Genomic DNA, 16,435 nt, shown 5'->3' with positions numbered 1-16,435 from the left:
CGACCTCGCCATCCGGCCTGACCCGACCCACGCGGGTCGGGTCGGGCCGGATCAGGTCGGGCGATATCTCGGGGCAGATCTCGGGTCGGATCTCGGGTCGGATCACTTGTCGAAGACAACCGTGACGGGCGCGTGGTCCGACCACCGCTCCCCATGAGTGGCGGCACGCTCCACGAACCCCTTGACCGCGCGCCGCGCGAGCCCAGGAGTCGCGACGACCAGGTCGATCCGCCAGCCCGAATCGTTGTCGAAGGCCCGCCCCCGGTAGGACCACCACGAGTACGGTCCCTCCGTGTCCGGGTGCAGGGCGCGTACGACGTCGACGTATCCGCCGTCGGCCGCGTCGAGGACCCGGCCCAGCCACTCGCGCTCCTCGGGCAGGAAGCCGGAGTTCTTCTTGTTCGCCCGCCAGTTCTTGAGGTCGGCCTCCTGGTGCGCGATGTTCCAGTCGCCGCACACCACGACCTCGCGCCCATCGGCGGCCGCCCGCTCGCGCAGGGCCTTCAGATGGGCGAGGAACTCACCCATGAACCGCATCTTCTCGTCCTGCCGCTCGGTGCCGACCTCCCCGGAGGGCAGGTAGAGGCTGGCGACGGTGACGCCCGGGAGGTCCACCTCGACATACCGTCCGGCGGTGTCGAACTCCTCGGAGCCGAATCCGACCTGGACGCGGTCGGGCTCGCGGCGGGTGTACAGGGAGACGCCGGCGCGGCCCTTGGCGGCGGCCGGAGCGTGCACGACGTGCCAGCCTTCGGGCGCCCGCACCTCCTCGGGCAGCTGTCCGGGCTCGGCACGTACCTCTTGGAGGCACAGGACGTCGGCGGAGGTCTCCGCGAGCCACTCCACGAAACCCTTCTTCGCGGCGGCCCGGAGCCCGTTCACATTCACAGAGGTGACAGTCAGCACCCGGGCACGATACTTAATCCGGTCCACTCCACGCATGCATACATGTACGATATTCGGCATGCATATCCGCCCGGTCTCCTTCGACCACCCCGACGCCGTCAAGCTCAACGACCAGGTGCAGGCCGAATACGCCGAGCGCTACGGGGACGAGGGCGATGTCACACCGCTGGACGCGGCGATGTTCCGGCCGCCGCTCGGCCTGTACCTCCTCGCGTACGACGAGCGGGACCGCCCGGTCGCGACGGGCGGCTGGCGCACCCAGGACGAGAACGACGAGGGGTACACGGACGGCGACGCCGAGCTCAAGCGCATGTACGTCGTCCCGGAGGCCCGCGGTCTCGGCCTCGCCCGCCGCATCCTGGCCGCCCTGGAGGACGACGCCCGTGCGGCCGGCCGCACCCGTATGGTCCTGGAGACCGGCGCCAAGCAGCCCGAGGCGGTCGCCCTCTACACCTCCAGCGGATTCGCGCCCTGCGTCAAGTTCGGCCACTACCGATTCCACGACTTGAGCATGTGCTTCGCCAAGCCGCTGTCCGCGTCCTGAGCCGGGCGCACCGATTCTCACGCCAGACCATCCGGAACATCCGGAACATGCAGAAGCCCCGCCGGACGAATCCGGCGGGGCTTCTGAATTGCGGTGGACCTGTGGGGATTTGAACCCCAGACCCCCTCGATGCGAACGAGGTGCGCTACCAGACTGCGCCACAGGCCCTTGCAACGAGTGAAACTCTAGCATCCCGATCCGGGTGCTTGGAAATCCGTTCCTGGCTGGTCAGCCGGGGCTCCCGAACAGGCGGTCGTGCGGCCCGCGCGGGGTCACTCGTTGGCCGCGCGCGGCCGTTCGCCGTCCTCGTACTGATCGAACAGCGGGGTGCGGCCGCGCTCGCGGGCCCGCCGGGCGGACGCGGCGCGCCGGGCGTCGCTGCGACCGTCGCAGTCGGCCTCGGTCCCTTCGGCGGCCTCGGCCGGGCCGCCCTCCTCCGCCGGCTCCGCCTCCGGCTCGGCCGGTTCGACCGCACTGGAGCGCGCGGAGCTCCACGTGTCCGGCGCGCCCAGGTCGACGCTGGAGGTGGCCCGCGGCGCCACGGGCGCGGTCACGTACGTCGGCAGCGGTACCGGCACCGGGTCCCAGCTGTCACCCCGGCCGGGGCCCCGCCGGCGCTCCCGCTGCTGGTCGACCCACTCGGCGTGGTCGGTCTGCTCGACGAGGGCACGGCGGTCGGCCGCGAGCGCGGAAAGACCGGGGTCGGTCTCCGGCTCGGGGACCTCGTCCTGGTCCTCGACACCCGCGTCGAGGCCGGCGCGGCGGCGCGGCTGCCGCTCGCGCAGCCGCTGCGCCGCGACCTCGGCCCGGCGGCGGTCCATGACGTAGGTGAAGCGCCGCCGCTCCTGGGCCCGCAGATAGACGATGTAGGCGCTCAGCATCACGGCGGGTACACCAGGGGCCCAAAGGAACGCGAGTCCCCCGACGGCCGCCACGATCGCGCCGCAGGTGAAGGCGAGGAAGAGCATGACGGTCGTACGCCGTCGGCGCGCGAGCACCTTCGAGCGCCGGGCGCGCGCTGCGGCCTCCGCCGCGGAGACCCGCCGTTCGGCGGAGATCCGCGAGGCCGCGGACGCGCCCGATGCCGACGACGCCGAGGGCAGGGGTTCGGTGTGCGCCGGCTGCTGCGGTACCGCTCTGGCGGTCGCCGCGGAGCCCTGCGGGGCACCGTGCCGGGCGGCCGGCTGCGGTGCCTGCTGGGGCTCAGGCTCGGCGGGCTGCGGGAGTTGGGCCTTGGTGTGTTCCCGGGCCGGAGGCATGGCGAAGGCCCGGACGTCCACCGAATCGGTGACGTCGCCCGGGTCGGCGCTGGGCTCCCCCTCTTCGGTGGAGCGCGCCCGCAGGTCCTTGGCGTACCGGCGCTCCATCCCCGCCCGTCCGGACAGCAGCCGGATGGCGGTGCTGAAGCGTTCCGTCGGACGGGCTTCGTTCAGCTCGTCCTGCCTACGGAGCCACATCGGCACCAAGTAGGCGGCCCAGGCCCCGACGATGACTGCGTAGATGAGGCCGCTGCTGCTCACGCCTCACACGGTAGAGGGGTTTGCGTGAGGCCATCTGCCAATTGAGCCGGTGTGTCGCACGATCTGGCTGATATTTCGAGCTTTTTTTGTGACCGATGCGATCAGCAGGCCGCCGAGACCCGTGAATTTATCGCCGTGGGACGACTCCGAGTGACACTGAGAGACACCGAGATCACCCCGAGATGGCCCCGAGGTGATCGCCGACCGATCAATTTCGAACACGCATTTCATTTACTGAGTGCTCGGCCTGCTCCGGTTCTGAGAGCGTGCCCGCTGCCAGCGGCCGAGAAGCCCTTCGGGCACCTCTTCCGCGGTGAGCGCGAAGACGAGATGGTCCCGCCAGGCCCCGTCGATGTGGAGATAACGCGGCCGGAGCCCTTCCTCACGGAATCCGAGTTTCTCCACGACGCGGCGGCTGGGACCGTTCTCCGGGCGAATGCAGACCTCGATACGGTGCAGCCCGACCGTGCGGAAGCAGTGGTCGGTCACCAGCGCCACGGCCGTCGGCATCACACCGCGCCCCGCCACCGACTGGTCCACCCAGTAGCCGACGTGCCCCGAGCACATCGAGCCCCAGGTGATCCCGGCGACGGTCAGCTGCCCCACCAGACGGCCCTGGTACTCGATCACGAAGGGCAGCATCCGGCCCGCGTTCGCCTCGGCGCGCAGATGGCGGACCATCTGCCGGTAGGTCGGCCGGTGCGCTATCGGCCCGCTGGGCGTGGGGGGCGGAATGGTCGCCTCCCAGGGCCGCAGCCAGTCGCGGTTGCGCCGGTTCACCTCACGCCAGGCCCGCTGGTCGCGCACCTTTATCGGCCGGAGGACGACATCGCCGTCCACCAGCTCGACGGGCCAGGACGGGCTGTTCAGCTCACACCCCCACTGCCGCTGGGTCTGGGGTGGTCGCCGCCGCGGATCTGCTCCACGGCGTGGACCAACAAGGGCTCGAGGACGGCCAGACCGTCCTTCACCCCGCCGGTGGAACCCGGCAGGTTGACGATCAGCGTCCGTCCCGCGACTCCGGCGAGCCCACGGGACAGCGCCGCCGTCGCGACCTTCTCTCTGCCGAACGCCCTGATCGCCTCAGGAATGCCCGGCACCTCGTGATCCACTACGCGCCGGGTCGCCTCGGGCGTCCGGTCGGTGGGCGAGATCCCCGTGCCACCGGTGGTCACGATGACGTCGTAACCGGCCTCGACGCCGGCCCGCAGCGCCGCCTCCACGGGGTCGCCGTCGGGCACGACCCGGGGGCCGTCGACGGTGAAGCCGTACGACGAGAGCCCCTCGGCGATCAGGGGCCCGCCCCGGTCCGCGTAGACACCCGCGGCGGCCCGGTTGGAGGCGGTGACCACGAGGGCGCGGTACGACGGTGACGTCATGACCGGCTCCAGTCGCCCGACTTGCCGCCTGTCTTCTCCTCGACCCGTACGTCCGTGATGACCGCCCCCTTGTCGACCGCCTTGACCATGTCGATCACGGTCAGGGCCGCCACGCTGACCGCGGTGAGGGCCTCCATCTCGACGCCCGTGCGGTCGGTGGTCTTCACGGTGGCGAGGATCTCCACGGCGTCGTCCGCGACCGACAGGTCGACCTTGACGCCCGACACCGACAACGGGTGGCACAGCGGGATGAGGTCCGGGGTGCGCTTGGCGCCCATGATGCCGGCGATGCGCGCGGTGGCCAGGGCGTCGCCCTTGGGCACTCCCCCGCCGCGCAGCAGTTCGACCACACGGGGGGAGACCAGGACACGGCCGCTGGCGCGGGCGGTGCGCGCGGTCACGTCCTTCCCGGAGACGTCGACCATGCGGGCGGCACCCGCCGCGTCGATGTGGGTCAGTCGGTCCTGCGTACTCATGTGCGGCAGCGCTCCCGGTCGGGCCTGTTGTGCGCGACACGGTACCGCCAACTCGGGGCGGGCAGCCGGGCAGGACCCTCCCGGGCCGCGGCCGGTCAGCCCAGCAGGACCACTTCGACCTCGGTGCCCGGCTCGACCGAGGTGGTGTCCTCGGGCACGACGATCAGGGCGTCGGCGTGCGCGAGGGCCGCGACCAGGTGGGATCCGGCGCCGCCGACGGGTGTCACCCTGCCGTCCTCGTAGGTTCCGCGCAGGAACTGACGGCGCCCCGGGGGCGAGGTCAGCGCCTTCTCCGTCTCCAGGGTCGCTCTGGCGGTGGGGCGGTGGACGTCGTCCACACCCATGAGCGTGCGGATCGCGGGGCGGACGAACAGTTCGAAGGAGACGTACGACGACACGGGGTTGCCCGGCAGGGCGAGCAGCGGGGTGTGGTCGGGGCCGATGGAGCCGAAGCCCTGGGGCTTGCCGGGTTGCATGGCGAGTTTGCGGAAGTCGACACCGGCACCGGCCTCGTCCTCGTCGCCCACCGAGGACAGGGCCTCCTTGACGACGTCGTACGCGCCGACGCTCACGCCACCGGTGGTGACCAGCAGGTCGGCGCGAATGAGCTGGTCCTCGATGGTGGAGCGGAGTGTCTCGGCGTCGTCGGCGACCGCGCCCACGCGGTAGGCGATGGCCCCGGCGTCGCGGGCGGCGGCGCACAGGGCGAAGCTGTTCGAGTCGTAGATCTGGCCGGTGTCCAACGGCTCGCCCGGCTGGACCAGTTCGCTGCCGGTGGACAGGACGACCACCCGCGGGCGGGGGCGCACGCGGACGGTGCCGCGGCCGATCGCGGCCAGCAGGCCGATCTGCGGGGGACCGAGGACCGTACCCGCCGCGAGGGCGAGGTCGCCCGCCCGCACGTCGCTGCCCTTCGCGCGCACATGGGCGCGCGCTTCGGCCGGGCGGTGCACCCGCACCTGCCCGGAGGCGCCCTCGGGGGCGGCGCTGTGGGCGCGCATCCCGGAGACCGGGCCCTCGCCGAGTCCTCCGTCGGTCCACTCCACCGGGACGACGGCTTCGGCACCGGGTGGCAGCGGGGCGCCGGTCATGATGCGCGCGGCCTGCCCCGGACCCACGTGCGGCGGCTCGGACCGGCCCGCCGCGACGTCGCCGACGACGGCGAGGACCGCCGGATACTCCTCGCCGGCGCCCGAGACATCCGCGACCCGCACCGCGTACCCGTCCATCGAGCTGTTGTCGAACGGCGGCAGGGAGACCGGCACCGTGACGTCCTCGACCAGGACGCAGCCCTGGGCGTCGAGGAGTTGCAGCTCGATGGGTTCGAGGGGGCGGACGGTCGCGAGGATGTCCTCCAGGTGGTCGTCCACCGACCAGAGACGGTCCTGGCCGGTGGTGCGGGCGGCGGCGGCGCTGCTCAAGATCCCTGCATCTCCTCGGCTACGTAACTGCGGAGCCAGGTCCGGAAGTCCGGGCCCAGGTCTTCACGTTCGCACGCGAGTCTGACAATGGCACGCAGGTAGTCGCCGCGGTCCCCGGTGTCATAGCGGCGGCCCTTGAAGACGACGCCGTGCACCGGGCCGCCGACCTTCTCGTCGGCGGCGAGCTGCTGGAGGGCGTCGGTGAGCTGGATCTCGCCGCCGCGGCCCGGCTCGGTCTTGCGCAGTATGTCGAAGATGTGGGGGTCGAGGACGTAGCGGCCGATGATCGCGTAGTTGCTGGGCGCGTCCGCCGGGTCCGGCTTCTCGACCAGGCCGGTCACCTTGACCAGGTCGCTCTCACCGGTGGTCTCCACGGCGGCGGAGCCGTACAGGTGGATCTGCTCGGGCTCGACCTCCATGAGCGCGATGACGCTGCCGCCGTGCTGCTCCTGGACCTCGACCATGCGGGCGAGCAGGGGATCGCGGGGGTCGATCAGGTCGTCGCCGAGGAGCACCGCGAAGGGCTCGTGGCCGACGTGCGGGGCCGCGCACAGGACCGCGTGGCCGAGACCCTTGGGGTCGCCCTGGCGCACGTAGTGCATGGTCGCGAGGTCGCTGGACTCCTGGACCTTGGCGAGCCGCCCGGCGTCGCCCTTCTTCTGGAGGGCCGACTCCAGCTCGTAGTTGCGGTCGAAGTGGTCCTCGAGGGGGCGCTTGTTGCGTCCCGTGATCATCAGGACGTCGTCGAGACCCGCCGACGCGGCCTCTTCGACCACGTACTGGATCGCCGGCTTGTCGACGACCGGCAGCATCTCTTTGGGAGTGGCCTTCGTGGCCGGAAGGAACCGGGTGCCGAGGCCTGCTGCAGGGATGACAGCCTTGCTGATCCTGGGGTGCGACTCAGTCATGCCCGTAACCATATCCGGTGCCTATGAGCAGAATCTGTGGCTCCGGTCAGTTGGCTCTCATATGAGCACATAAGGAACTACGGGGAGCGATCTGTGCATCACGCCGGACGTGAGGCCGAGCCTGACAAGCGAATGTTGCGCCGAGGATTCCTGGCGGTGAGAAGCAGGTTGACAGCCGGTGACCTGCGGGAGACCGCCGAGGCCCTGGCCCTGCGCGCGCTGGAGCTGCCGGAACTGGCGCACGCGCACACGGTGGCCGCGTACGTCTCCGTGGGGAGCGAGCCGGGCACCCTCGCGCTCCTGGACGCGCTGCACGCCCGGGGTGTGCGCGTCCTGCTGCCGGTCCTCATGGCCGACAACGACCTGGACTGGGGCGCGTACGCGGGCGAGGGCTCCCTCACCCGCGTCCAACACGGCGGGCGGATGACCCTCTTGGAGCCCGCGGGCGAGCGCCTGGGCCCCGAGTCCGTCCAGGAGGCCGACGCCGTCCTGCTGCCCGGCCTGGCGGTGGACCGGCGCGGACAGCGGCTGGGGCGCGGCGGCGGCTCGTACGACCGCGTACTGGCCCGCCTGGAGCGCGCGGGGACGGATCCGGCCCTGGTGGTGCTCCTGTACGACACCGAGGTCGTCGAGGACGTCCCGCGGGAGCCGCACGACCGCCCGGTGCACGCGGTGGTGACGCCTTCGGGGGTTCGGCGTTTCCGGTGACGTTCCCCGTCGCGGCCCTGCCGGGCTCGTGGCGACCCCGGCTCGGAGTCCCCGTGCGACATGGAAGGGGCCCTCCACGCGTGCGTGGAGGGCCCCTTCCATGGATGGCGTCAGCGCCTCACGGCTTGAGCACCAGGGTGTCGCTCGTGTTCTTCTCGACCGCCTCCGGCGAGAAGGCCCACGGCAGCAGTTCACCCTTGGCCCACTTGTCCGTCTGGTCGGTGTAGTGCGCGCTGTACGCGTGCCCGGACGCTCCGGAGAGGTTGATCCACTTCGACTTGTCGAGGTCGTCGAGGTTGACCACCATCCGCATCGACGGCACCCAGACCACTCCGTAGCCGCCCGCGGCGTTCCAGCCGGTCGCGTTGACCGTCGCCTCGCCGCCACTGAGCTTCCAGGGGCCGCGGTTGAGCATGTACTTCAGGAAGGCGGGGCCCTCGGTGCCCAGGGTCTGGTTCTTCAGGAACAGGCGGTGCAGCCGGCCCCAGCTCCAGGTGTCGAGGTCCTTGCCGAGCTTGGCGGTCAGCTCCCAGCGGGCGTCCTTCATGGCCCGTACGAACAGCTCGTCACGGGTGTCGATCGCCTTGTCGAGGCGCGTCTTGGGCGCCTTCCACCAGTCGTTGTGCTCGTCGTCGATGATCTTGCGGACCACCTCGAACCAGCGGTCGCCGCCGTCCGGCTGCGCCTGGTCGGCGTCGCGCTGACCGCACTCGAGGACCTTGCGGTCGTCGTCCGCGGGACCGGTGGTGTCGACCGGATCGACGTACAGGCACTGCCCCTTGACCCGCAGCTCCTTGGGCAGCTTGTTGCCGAAGGCCAGCTTGAGGATGTTGCGCCAGACCGCGTTGAAGTACGCGGCCGCCGCGGAATCGGCGTCCTGGGTGTAGTCCCAGCCCTCCAGGAGCTTCTGCGCCTCGCGGACGTTCTTGTCGGCGATGTCCAGCTTGAGCAGCTTGGGCACGATCTTGCTCGCGATCTCACTGCTGTTGTCCAGCTGCATCTGCCGCATGTCGTCGGTCGAGATCTTGCCGCCGCCGTCGGTCTTCGTCTTGATCAGATCGGTGATCCGCTGGCTGCGCGCGCCGTAGCCCCAGTCCGTGGTGAGCGTGTAGGGGTACTTGTCCTTGTCGACGACGGCCTGGTTGGCGGTGACGATGTAGCCGCGCTTCGGGTCGAACTCGTAGGGCAGTTCGGACGGCTTGATGTATTTGCCGGTCCAGCTGTACTTGGGGTCCCAGCCGAGCGAGGGGAGCGAACCGTCGTCGCCCTTCGGGCGGATCGGGATCTTGCCGGGCAGCTGGTAGCCGATGTGGCCCTTGGGGCCCTTGCCGTCGGCGTAGATCAGGTTCTGCGAGGGCACCTCGAAGGACCGGGCCGCCTTGCGGAACTCGTCCCAGCCCGACGCCTTGTCCATCCCGAAAACGGCGTCCATGGACGTGCCCGGGTCCAGGGCGGTCCAGCGCAGCGCGATGGCGTAGCCGTCGCCGCGGTCGGGCGCCGCGGCGTCGACGGTGGCCTTCTTGCCGACCTTGACCAGCTCGTCGTCGCGGTCGGACAGCAGAGGTCCGTTGTTGGTGGTGCGTACGACGATCGTCCTGCTGCCGCCGCCCGCGATCTTGATCGTTTCCTTGCGGGTGGTGAAGGGCAGCACCTTGCCGTCGTACTGGTAGCCGTTGCCGGTGATCTTCTCCAGGTACAGGTCGGTGACGTCGACCCCGGAGTTGGTCATGCCCCACGCGATGTTCTGGTTGTGGCCGATTATCACGCCGGGCATGCCCGCGAAGGTGTAGCCGGAGACGTCGTACGGGCACTTGCTGGAGACCGCGGTGCAGTGCAGGCCCATCTGGTACCAGACCGAGGGCAGCGAGGCCGACAGGTGCGGGTCGTTGGCCAGCAGGGGCTTGCCGGTGATGGTGCGGTCGCCCGACACGACCCACGAGTTGGAGCCGATGCCGTTGCCGTTGACCCCGACGGCCGTGGGCACGTCGTCGAGGACGTCGTAGAGCTTGGAGAGCTGGCTCTGCAGACCGCCCGGCGCCGTCGCGTCGCCCGCCAGCCCGGTGCCCGTCCCCGACTGCCCGGTGGTGCCGGCGCTCGTCGAGCCGGTCTGGGCGTACGACTGCGTGGCACTGTCGTACGCGCCCTCCTGCGTGATCGTCTTGTTCCGGCCGTACGGGTACTCCGGGTACAGGTCGGCGATCTGCTTCGGGCCAAGGCGGCTGGTCATCAAGGAGCGGTCGATCTCCTCCTGCATGTTGCCGCGCAGGTCCCAGGCCATCGCCTTGAGCCAGGCCACCGAGTCGACCGGGGTCCACTCCTGGGGCTTGTAGTCGTTGGTGAAACCGAGGGCCGCGTACTCCAGGGAGATGTCCTTGCCGTCCTTGCCCTTCAGGTAGGCGTTGACTCCCTTGGCGTACGCCTGCAGGTACTTCTTCGTGGAGGCCGACAGTTTGGTGTCGTACTCCTTCTTGGCGACCCGGTCCCAGCCCAGCGTGCGCAGGAACTCGTCGTTCTTGACCTGGCCCTTGCCGAACATCTCGGACAGCCGGCCCGAGGTCATGTGCCGGCGCACGTCCATCTCGTAGAACCGGTCCTGCGCCTGGACGTAGCCCTGGGCCATGAACAGGTCCGCGTCCGAGGACGCGTAGATCTGGGGAATCCCGTAGCCGTCCCGCTTCACGTCGACGGGCCCGGAGAGCCCTTCGAGCGTGAGGGAGCCCCTGGTCTGCGGGAAGGAGGCACGGACGGTGCTGACTCCCCAGTACCCCCCGTAGGCCACGCCCCCGATCAGGGCCAGAACCAGGACGATCAGGATCAGACGGGCGCGGCGCCCCTTCTTCCTGCCGGACTTGCCGGGCTTTTGGCCGGAAGAGGCGGTGGTGTTCGGGGGCATCGCTGTCCTTGCTGTCCTAACGCGAGCGGCAGGCGGTCCTGGAGTGCTGGAGCAACCATAGGCGCAGGGCCCACCGCGCCTTGACGCGGAGTCGGGTACCCGGACGGCCGAGCGTTTGATCTCGGCCCCAGGAGCGTCAAGAAAGCGTCAAGAGTTAGGTAAGGTAACGAAGTACTTGGACCGCTGTACCGACTTCCGGCGTTCGGATCGACCTGCTCGGACCCCGTGCCCGGATCGGCGAGAAGGGAACGGCCGCTGACTGTCCACCACCTCAACCAGCTCCTGCTCGTCTGCTCGCTCGTCCTGCTCGTCGCGGTGGCGGCGGTTCGGATCTCCTCCCGCAGCGGGCTCCCCAGCCTGCTCGTCTACCTCGGCATCGGCATGGCCATGGGCCAGGACGGCGTCGGCGACATCCACTTCAGCAACGCCGAGATGACCCAGGTCATCGGATACGCGGCCCTCGTCGTGATCCTGGCCGAGGGCGGCCTCGGCACGAAGTGGAAGGAGATCAAGCCGGTCCTTCCGGCCGCCGCCTCGCTGGCGGTGGCCGGTGTGGCCGCGAGCGTGGGGGTCACGGCCGCCGCCGCCCACTTCCTGATCGACCTGGAGTGGCGGCAGGCGCTCATCATCGGCGCGGTGGTGTCATCGACGGACGCCGCGGCGGTCTTCTCGGTGCTGCGCAAGGTCCCCCTCCCCTCCCGCGTGACGGCCGTCCTGGAGGCCGAGTCGGGCTTCAACGACGCCCCGGTGGTCATCCTCGTCGTCGCGTTCAGCACGGCGGGCCCCGTGGAGCACTGGTACGTGCTGGTGGGAGAGATAGCCCTGGAGCTGGCGATCGGCGCGGCCATGGGGCTCGCGGTCGGCTGGCTCGGCTCCTGGGGGCTGCGGCACGTCGCGCTGCCCGCCTCCGGCCTCTACCCGATCGCCGTGATGGCGATCGCCGTCACCGCCTACGCGGCCGGCGCCCTCGCGCACGGCAGCGGCTTCCTCGCCGTCTATCTCGCCGCGATGCTGCTCGGCAACGCCAGACTGCCGCACTGGCCCGCCACCCGGGGCTTCGCCGAAGGACTCGGCTGGATCGCCCAGATCGGCATGTTCGTCCTGCTCGGCCTGCTCGTCACACCGCACGAGATGGGCGACGACATCTGGCCCGCGCTCGTCATCGGCCTGGCGCTGACCGTGGTGGCCCGGCCCCTGAGCGTCTTCGCCGCCCTGCTGCCCTTCCGCATCCCCTGGCAGGAACAGACGCTGATGTCCTGGGCGGGGCTGCGCGGCGCCGTGCCCATCATCCTGGCGACCATTCCGATGGTGAGCGGCATCGAGGAGAGCCGCCGGATCTTCAACATCGTCTTCGTCCTGGTCGTCGTCTACACCCTCGTCCAGGGGCCCACGCTGCCCTGGCTGGCCCGCACGCTGCGGCTGGGCGAGTCCACGGGCCCCGCCGACCTCGGCATCGAATCGGCACCCCTGGAGCGGCTGCGGGGACATCTGCTGTCCGTGGCGATCCCCAAGGGGTCACGCATGCACGGCGTCGAGGTGGCCGAGCTGCGCCTGCCCGCGGGCGCCGCCGTCACCCTCGTGGTACGCGAAGGGACCTCCTTCGTACCGATGCCCACGACGGTGCTGCGGCGCGGCGACGAACTGCTGGTGGTGGCCACCGACCCGGTCCGCGACGCGGCCGAGCGACGGCTGCGCGCGGTGGGCCAGGGCGGCAAGCTGGCGGACTGGCTGGGCCCCCTGGGCGGCGGCGGACGCTGAGACGGCGGAAATCCACCCTCTTGCGCAATCACAGGCCAGCGGTGCGGTGGTGCTCGTTTTCACAGGCATCGCACACCTCTCCCCCTGTACCATGAAGGCATACTTTGATCGAACCAACTCTGCCTGACGCAGAGCTGGCGCGACCGTATGGCGGTCGCGGTGCCCTTGCAGGGGGCGGCGCGGCATCTACCGCAGTTCCGCGCAAGAGGACAGCTCTCGGCGCCCCCGCACGGGCGCGCTACCAGGCGGCAGAAAGGCACGGGCCGTGGCATCCACGGTCACCTCCCGCCCCGGGTACGGACAGCTGCTGCGCACCCGCGGCGCCTGGACGTTCCTGCTTCCCGGTTTCGCGGCGCGCCAGCCGTTCGCGATGCTGACCATCTCCCTCGTCCTCCTCGTCCAGCACACCACCGGCTCGTACGGGGCCGCCGGCGCCGTCGCCGCGGCCACCGGCGTCTCCATGGCGGTGTTCGCGCCCTTCACCGGCCGTCTCGCCGACCGTCACGGGCAGCGGGCCGTCCTGCTGCCCGGCGTCCTGGTGCACGTCCTGGCCGCCCTCTGCCTGACCGCCCTGGCCCTGTCGGACGCCCCTCTGTGGGCCCTTTTCCTCGCCGCCGTGCCGACCGGCGCCTCGGTGCCTCAGATCGGGCCCATGGTCCGCGCCCGCTGGGGCGTGAAACTCCAGGACTCGCCCCTGATGAGCACCGCGGCGGCCTTCGAGTCCGTCACGGACGAGCTGACCTTCGTCCTCGGCCCGCTGGTCGCGACCGCCTTGTGCACCACCGTGCACCCGGCCGCGGGCCTGCTGACCGAGGCCGCGCTGACCCTGGTCGGCGGCCTTCTCTTCGCCGCGCAGAAGAGCACCCAGCCCGCCACCGCCCGCGAGGGCCACGCGCGCGTGGAGCACGGTTCCGCGCTGCGGATCCCCGGGGTGCGCGTACTGATCGTGACCTTCCTGGGCATCGGCTCCGTCTTCGGCGGCATGCAGGTCTCGCTCGCCGCGTTCAGCGAGTCCATCGGCGAGCCCGGCATGAACGGTGTGCTGTACGGCGTCTTCGCCGCCGGCAACATGCTGTCGGGCGTCGTCTGCGGCGCCATCGCCTGGAAGGTGGCCCCGCGGCGCCGTCTCGTCATCGGGTACGCCGCCCTGACGCTCACCACCTCCGGGCTGTGGGCCGCCCACTCGGTGGCCGTGCTCATCGGCATCGGACTCCTGGTCGGGATGTGCATCGCCCCCGCCCTGATCACCGGCTACACACTGGTCGAGGGACTGGTGCCGGCCGGTGCCCGCACCGAGGCCTTCACCTGGCTGACCGGCGCCGTCGCCCTCGGGCAGGCCGCCGCCGTCACGGTGGCCGGGCAGATGGAGGACCGCCTGTGGGACGGCGCCGGATTCCTGGTGCCGATGGGCGGTACGGCCCTGGCGCTGGTCACCCTGGTGGCCCTGCGTTCACGGCTCGGGACACGACCCGCCGGCCGTACCGTCGCACGTGGCGTCGGTCACCGAGTGCCGGTGACAGTGGACTGATCTCTCGGAATACGTCACTATGGACCGTCGTTAGCACTCACTGAGTGAGAGTGCCAGGAGGAAGACAAGTGCCGACCTACCAGTACCAGTGCACCGAGTGCGGCGAGGGCCTCGAGGCGGTGCAGAAGTTCACCGACGATGCCCTGACCGAGTGCCCCAACTGCGGTGGCCGCCTGAAGAAGGTGTTCTCGGCCGTCGGCATTGTCTTCAAGGGCTCCGGCTTCTACCGCAATGACAGCCGCGGCTCCTCGTCGACCAGCTCGCCGGCGTCCAAGCCGTCGACGCCCTCACCGGCGTCGTCGTCTTCTTCGTCATCTTCGTCTTCGTCAGGGACGACCTCGTCGTCGTCGGAGTCGAAGTCGTCGGGCAGCGGGTCGTCCAGCAGCTCCGCCGCGTAGTCCGCCCAGCGGGACGCGATTCCTACCGGACCCTGCCGTCACCGACGGCAGGGTCTTCGGTGTGCCTCGGGCCCGGCTAGGGTGCGGTCCATGGCGAACACGGAGAACCCAGTGAACCCGGCCGGGCAGCAGGCGTCCGGCGTGGCCGAGATCGGTGTCATCGGCGGCTCGGGCTTCTACTCCTTCCTCGACGACGTGACCGAGATACAGGTGGACACCCCCTACGGGCCGCCCAGCGACTCCCTGTTCCTCGGCGAGATCGCCGGGCGACGGGTCGCCTTCCTGCCACGCCACGGCCGCGGCCACCATCTGCCGCCGCACCGCATCAACTACCGGGCCAACCTGTGGGCACTGCGGTCCGTCGGTGCCCGGCAGATCCTCGGACCCTGCGCGGTGGGCGGCCTGCGCCCCGAGTACGGGCCGGGCACGCTGCTCGTGCCGGACCAGATGGTCGACCGGACGAAGGCGCGGGCACAGACGTACTTCGACGGACTGCCGCTGCCGGACGGCACCGTGCCGAACGTGGTGCACGTGTCGCTGGCCGACCCCTACTGCCCCGTCGGCCGCAAGGCCGCTCTGGAGGCGGCGCGCGGTCGGGACTGGGAGCCGGTGGACGGCGGCACGCTCGTGGTGGTCGAGGGGCCGCGGTTCTCCACCCGCGCCGAGTCGCTGTGGCATCAGGCGCAGGGCTGGTCCGTGGTGGGCATGACCGGCCATCCCGAGGCGGCGCTCGCCCGTGAACTCGAGCTCTGCTACACGTCGTTGACCCTGGTCACCGACCTGGACGCGGGCGCGGAGGCCGGCGAGGGCGTCTCGCACGACGATGTCCTCAAGGTGTTCGCGGCCAACGTGGACCGGCTGCGGGGCGTGTTGTTCGACGTGGTGGCGGGGCTGCCGGAGAACGGGACGCGGGACTGCCTGTGCACGACGGCGATGGGGGGCATGGACCCGGGGTTCCGCCTGCCGTGACCGTCGGCGGGCGGGAAGGGGCGGGAAGGGGGAAGGGGCGGGAGGGGACGGTGAAGGGGCGAGGGGGGACGGCGACCTGCGGGGAGACCGGTCGGGGCGTGCGGAACTTCTCGTTCGGGTGAGGGAGTTGTCCACAAATCGTCGGTGATCCACCGGCTCCGACGGGATTCGCCGCGAGGCCTCATCGTGGGATCGCAAGCCCGGTCCCTCGTCGCAGGTGGTGGTTCTCCATGGCCCAGCTCTCCCCCTTCTCCCCCCGCCCGCTCCCCGCGGCCCCCGTCCTCCCCTGGGAAGCGGAGGTCCCCGCGGGACGGACCTCGCACCCGTACACGGGGCCGACCTCGGACCCTTACGACCCGTACGACGTGGGCGACCTGCGTCCGCCGGGCGTGGACGCGCCCCCGACCCGCGAGGTGCCGCAGTTCTCGCCCGTTCGTGTGCACGGCGGCCGGAACCGGCTGCGGCGCCTCGCCCGCTACCGGCGGCGGGCCGTGGCCGCGGGGCTCGCGGTCACGGCGGCGGCCCTCGTGGCGGCCGGCCCCCGAGCCGCGGAGCGGGCACGTGGCCGGCCGGCGTCCTCGACCTCGGCCTTGTCCCCGCCCACGTCCGCCGCCGTCTCCCCTTCCGGTTCCGCTTCCTCTTCCTCGTCCGGTTCCCCTTCCGGTTCCGTACGGGGGTCGGGCGGGGTCGAGATGGTGGCGGCGCCGGTGCGGATCGCCGACGCGGCGACGGTGCGGCTGCTCAGGTCCGGGGATCGTGTCGACGTGATCGCGTCGGACGGCCGCGGCCAGGGCCGCGTCGTCGCGGCCGGGGCCCGGGTGAGCGCGGTACCGGACTCCGGCGGTACCGAGCCCGGTGCGCTGGTCGTGCTGTCCGTGCCCCGGCCCACCGCGGCACGGCTGGCGGGTGCGGGCATCACCGCACGGTTGGCGGTGACACTGTGCTGAGGACTCCGCCGGATATCGAATCGGTGTCAAGTCCCGCACGGGAGCTACCGGATTGGACAGCGCCCACATGCCCTGCCGTA

General features: G+C 70.9%; 15 protein-coding genes and 1 tRNA gene. 7 read left to right on the top strand and 9 right to left on the bottom strand.

From position 1 onward, the window contains the following. Window positions 1-102 precede the first annotated feature (102 nt). Window positions 103-906 carry an exodeoxyribonuclease III gene (locus ACFVTC_RS22370; RefSeq protein ID WP_390129605.1) on the bottom strand — a complete coding sequence of 268 codons (804 nt, stop codon included), beginning with the start codon at window positions 904-906 and terminating at the stop codon, window positions 103-105. A 58-nt stretch (window positions 907-964) separates the two neighbouring features. Between ACFVTC_RS22370 and ACFVTC_RS22365 the strand changes: the two genes are divergently transcribed. Beyond that, on the top strand, window positions 965-1,450 hold the full coding sequence (locus ACFVTC_RS22365; RefSeq protein WP_390129603.1) for a GNAT family N-acetyltransferase: 486 nt from the start codon (window positions 965-967) through the stop codon (window positions 1,448-1,450). A gap of 94 nt (window positions 1,451-1,544) precedes the next feature. On the opposite strand, the gene ACFVTC_RS22360 is transcribed toward ACFVTC_RS22365, so the two are convergent. The 7 genes from ACFVTC_RS22360 to galU form a co-directional block, all read right to left on the bottom strand. Further along, window positions 1,545-1,618 (bottom strand) — tRNA-Ala (locus ACFVTC_RS22360). 104 nt (window positions 1,619-1,722) lie between these two features. Beyond that, complete coding sequence (glpR, locus tag ACFVTC_RS22355; RefSeq protein WP_390129602.1) at window positions 1,723-2,970, bottom strand: gephyrin-like molybdotransferase receptor GlpR; 1,248 nt, start codon at window positions 2,968-2,970, stop codon at window positions 1,723-1,725. Between the two features lie 231 nt (window positions 2,971-3,201). Continuing rightward, complete coding sequence (locus ACFVTC_RS22350; protein ID WP_356274261.1) at window positions 3,202-3,810, bottom strand: GNAT family protein; 609 nt, start codon at window positions 3,808-3,810, stop codon at window positions 3,202-3,204. A gap of 26 nt (window positions 3,811-3,836) precedes the next feature. Further along, window positions 3,837-4,349 carry a molybdenum cofactor biosynthesis protein B gene (locus ACFVTC_RS22345; protein WP_390129600.1) on the bottom strand — a complete coding sequence of 171 codons (513 nt, stop codon included), beginning with the start codon at window positions 4,347-4,349 and terminating at the stop codon, window positions 3,837-3,839. After that, on the bottom strand, window positions 4,346-4,825 hold the full coding sequence (gene moaC, locus ACFVTC_RS22340) for a cyclic pyranopterin monophosphate synthase MoaC (RefSeq protein ID WP_390129598.1): 480 nt from the start codon (window positions 4,823-4,825) through the stop codon (window positions 4,346-4,348). The genes ACFVTC_RS22345 and moaC overlap by 4 nt, the downstream gene beginning before the upstream one ends. A gap of 95 nt (window positions 4,826-4,920) precedes the next feature. After that, window positions 4,921-6,246 (bottom strand): gephyrin-like molybdotransferase Glp, encoded by a 1,326-nt coding sequence (glp, locus tag ACFVTC_RS22335; protein WP_390129596.1) that lies wholly within the window; start codon window positions 6,244-6,246, stop codon window positions 4,921-4,923. Then, the gene (galU, locus tag ACFVTC_RS22330) at window positions 6,243-7,154 is read right to left on the bottom strand and encodes a UTP--glucose-1-phosphate uridylyltransferase GalU (protein WP_168528581.1); all 912 of its coding nucleotides are present in this window, start codon (window positions 7,152-7,154) and stop codon (window positions 6,243-6,245) included. The genes glp and galU overlap by 4 nt, the downstream gene beginning before the upstream one ends. 132 nt (window positions 7,155-7,286) lie before the next feature. Between galU and ACFVTC_RS22325 the strand changes: the two genes are divergently transcribed. Next, window positions 7,287-7,862: a 5-formyltetrahydrofolate cyclo-ligase gene (locus ACFVTC_RS22325; protein WP_390129593.1), complete on the top strand. Its 576-nt coding sequence runs from the start codon at window positions 7,287-7,289 to the stop codon at window positions 7,860-7,862. Between the two features lie 118 nt (window positions 7,863-7,980). Here ACFVTC_RS22325 and ACFVTC_RS22320 read toward each other — a convergent pair whose 3' ends face one another. After that, on the bottom strand, window positions 7,981-10,755 hold the full coding sequence (locus tag ACFVTC_RS22320) for a penicillin acylase family protein (RefSeq protein WP_390129591.1): 2,775 nt from the start codon (window positions 10,753-10,755) through the stop codon (window positions 7,981-7,983). A 225-nt stretch (window positions 10,756-10,980) separates the two neighbouring features. Here ACFVTC_RS22320 and ACFVTC_RS22315 point away from each other — a divergent pair, with 225 nt between their 5' ends. The 5 genes from ACFVTC_RS22315 to ACFVTC_RS22295 all read left to right on the top strand — a co-directional run bounded on the left by ACFVTC_RS22315 (window position 10,981) and on the right by ACFVTC_RS22295 (window position 16,355). Beyond that, entirely contained in the window at window positions 10,981-12,513 is a 1,533-nt protein-coding gene (locus ACFVTC_RS22315; RefSeq protein WP_390129589.1) for a potassium/proton antiporter, read from the top strand. A 265-nt stretch (window positions 12,514-12,778) separates the two neighbouring features. Further along, window positions 12,779-14,041 (top strand): MFS transporter, encoded by a 1,263-nt coding sequence (locus tag ACFVTC_RS22310; RefSeq protein WP_390129588.1) that lies wholly within the window; start codon window positions 12,779-12,781, stop codon window positions 14,039-14,041. Window positions 14,042-14,109: 68 nt separating this feature from the next. Further along, window positions 14,110-14,439: an FmdB family zinc ribbon protein gene (locus ACFVTC_RS22305; RefSeq protein WP_390129586.1), complete on the top strand. Its 330-nt coding sequence runs from the start codon at window positions 14,110-14,112 to the stop codon at window positions 14,437-14,439. Window positions 14,440-14,529: 90 nt separating this feature from the next. Beyond that, the gene (locus ACFVTC_RS22300; RefSeq protein WP_390129585.1) at window positions 14,530-15,408 is read left to right on the top strand and encodes an S-methyl-5'-thioadenosine phosphorylase; all 879 of its coding nucleotides are present in this window, start codon (window positions 14,530-14,532) and stop codon (window positions 15,406-15,408) included. A 230-nt stretch (window positions 15,409-15,638) separates the two neighbouring features. Further along, window positions 15,639-16,355: a hypothetical protein gene (locus ACFVTC_RS22295; RefSeq protein WP_390129583.1), complete on the top strand. Its 717-nt coding sequence runs from the start codon at window positions 15,639-15,641 to the stop codon at window positions 16,353-16,355. Window positions 16,356-16,435 lie beyond the last annotated feature (80 nt).

The sequence above is a fragment of the Streptomyces sp. NPDC057950 genome (assembly GCF_042887295.1).
In the GTDB taxonomy this organism is placed as follows: Bacteria; Actinomycetota; Actinomycetes; order Streptomycetales; family Streptomycetaceae; genus Streptomyces; species Streptomyces kaempferi.
The sequence above is the reverse complement of the archived record's forward strand: the minus strand, read 5'-3'. Positions and strand labels throughout refer to the sequence as shown.

Coding starts and splice junctions, on each gene's coding strand:
- ACFVTC_RS22365 (WP_390129603.1), top strand. CDS start 965: ATGCATATCCGCCCGGTCTCCTTCGACCACCCCGACGCCGTCAAGCTC.
- galU (WP_168528581.1), bottom strand. CDS start 7,154: ATGACTGAGTCGCACCCCAGGATCAGCAAGGCTGTCATCCCTGCAGCA.
- ACFVTC_RS22295 (WP_390129583.1), top strand. CDS start 15,639: ATGGCCCAGCTCTCCCCCTTCTCCCCCCGCCCGCTCCCCGCGGCCCCC.
- ACFVTC_RS22325 (WP_390129593.1), top strand. CDS start 7,287: ATGTTGCGCCGAGGATTCCTGGCGGTGAGAAGCAGGTTGACAGCCGGT.
- ACFVTC_RS22320 (WP_390129591.1), bottom strand. CDS start 10,755: ATGCCCCCGAACACCACCGCCTCTTCCGGCCAAAAGCCCGGCAAGTCC.
- ACFVTC_RS22345 (WP_390129600.1), bottom strand. CDS start 4,349: ATGACGTCACCGTCGTACCGCGCCCTCGTGGTCACCGCCTCCAACCGG.
- ACFVTC_RS22300 (WP_390129585.1), top strand. CDS start 14,530: ATGGCGAACACGGAGAACCCAGTGAACCCGGCCGGGCAGCAGGCGTCC.
- moaC (WP_390129598.1), bottom strand. CDS start 4,825: ATGAGTACGCAGGACCGACTGACCCACATCGACGCGGCGGGTGCCGCC.